The 1580-nt window shown below is 49.1% G+C and carries 2 protein-coding genes, 1 tRNA gene and 1 pseudogene; 3 read left to right on the top strand and 1 reads right to left on the bottom strand.

Annotation, left to right across the window (positions count from 1 at the left end; genetic code table 11):
• A pseudogene (locus ACTHUT_RS20120) lies at nt 1–97 on the bottom strand (protein-L-isoaspartate O-methyltransferase family protein); the annotation flags it as partial.
• A 182-nt stretch (nt 98–279) separates the two neighbouring features.
• Between ACTHUT_RS20120 and tpiA the strand changes: the two are divergent.
• The 3 genes from tpiA to ACTHUT_RS20105 all read left to right on the top strand — a co-directional run bounded on the left by tpiA (nt 280) and on the right by ACTHUT_RS20105 (nt 1521).
• Nucleotides 280–1053, top strand: a complete 774-nt coding sequence (gene tpiA, locus ACTHUT_RS20115) for a triose-phosphate isomerase (protein ID WP_003748082.1) — start codon at nt 280–282, stop codon at nt 1051–1053.
• 7 nt (nt 1054–1060) lie between these two features.
• On the top strand, nt 1061–1420 hold the full coding sequence (gene secG, locus ACTHUT_RS20110) for a preprotein translocase subunit SecG (RefSeq protein ID WP_036492092.1): 360 nt from the start codon (nt 1061–1063) through the stop codon (nt 1418–1420).
• Nucleotides 1421–1435: 15 nt separating this feature from the next.
• A tRNA-Leu gene (locus ACTHUT_RS20105) sits at nt 1436–1521 on the top strand.
• Nucleotides 1522–1580 lie beyond the last annotated feature (59 nt).

Raw genomic sequence — 1580 nt, 5'->3', positions numbered from 1 at the left:
CGATCTCCTCCAAAGCATCCAAAATGTCGAAGTCCAAGACATCCCACGGACGAATCTGCTGTTCAACCATATTGAAACGCGCTTTTTCAAAGTCCATATTTGTGCTCCGTTCAATTCTTAATTTTATCGAAGCATACATTATAAATCCTTGTCGGAGAGTGTGCCATCTTTCAGACGGCCCCGAGGCTTGTTAATAATTGCCAAGCGCACATATATCCACTAAACTTTCACATTACACCACGCTACAACAAGCAACAATCAACACACGGAGCAATAAAGATGTATCACCAAATCGGAATGTGGGATCAAAAATGGGTTATCGGCAACTGGAAAATGAACGGCCGACTCCAAAACAACAATGCACTTATGCACCGCTTCCGCGTCATGCCAACCGCCGAACGCGTATTAATCGGCCTGGCCGCCCCTACCGTGTATCTGTTGCAACTGCACAACGCTATGCAAATCGTTTTGAACAACCGCATCTTGACCTGTGCGCAAGATGTGAGCCGTTTCCCGAATAACGGCGCGTACACCGGCGAAGTGTCCGCCGAAATGCTTGCCGACATCGGTACAGACATCGTCCTCATCGGCCACTCCGAGCGCAGCCTTTATTTCGGCGAGAAAAACGAAATCCAACGCCGCAAAATGGAAAACGTCCTCAATGTCGGCCTGATTCCATTGTTGTGCGTCGGTGAAAGCCTGGAAGAGCGCGAAGCCGGTAAAGAACACGAAGTCATTGCCCATCAGCTTTCCATCCTGCAAGGTCTGAACACCCAAAACATCGCCGTTGCCTACGAGCCGGTTTGGGCGATCGGCACAGGCAAAGTCGCCACCGTCGAACAAATCGCCGACATGCACGCATTTATCTACAAAGAAATCTTGTCTTTGTGCGGAAGCGATGTTAAAATCCGCGTTCTTTACGGCGGAAGTGTGAAAGCGGATAACGCAGCCGACATCTTCGCAGTACCTCATGTAGACGGCGCATTGGTTGGTGGCGCGTCATTATCCTATGACTCCTTTACCGCCATCATCAACGCAGCACAAGCCTCGTAGAAAACATATGGAAGCCTTTAAAACCCTTATCTGGATTATTAATATTATTTCCGCTCTATTCGTAATCGTGTTAGTATTGCTGCAACACGGTAAAGGTGCGGATGCCGGCGCAACATTCGGTTCCGGCAGCGGTAGCGCGCAAGGCGTATTCGGTTCTGCCGGTAATGCCAACTTCCTCAGCCGCTCGACTGCCGTTGCTGCAACATTTTTCTTTGCGACCTGCATGGCAATGGTGTATATTCACACCCACTCCAATAAGCACGGTTTAGACTTCAGCGATGTGAAGCAGACCCAACAGGCTCCTAAGCCTGCAACGCCTGCACAAAACAATACAACTCCTGTTGCTCCGAATCCTCAGCAGCAGTAAGACAATTTGATTTATGCCGACATGGTGGAATTGGTAGACACGCTATCTTGAGGGGGTAGTGGCCGTAGGCTGTGCGAGTTCAAATCTCGCTGTCGGCACCACATTAGAAAATCTAACCGCTTTTTAGCGGTTATTTTTTCGTCTTGAGAATCTGCCTTTC

The organism is Neisseria sp. P0022.S010 (genome assembly GCF_051956635.1).
The sequence above is the reverse complement of the archived record's forward strand: the minus strand, read 5'-3'. Positions and strand labels throughout refer to the sequence as shown.

Excerpts from the sequence above, each read along its gene's own strand:
- tpiA (WP_003748082.1), top strand. The coding sequence starts at position 280 with ATGTATCACCAAATCGGAATGTGGGATCAAAAATGGGTTATCGGCAAC.
- secG (WP_036492092.1), top strand. The coding sequence starts at position 1,061 with ATGGAAGCCTTTAAAACCCTTATCTGGATTATTAATATTATTTCCGCT.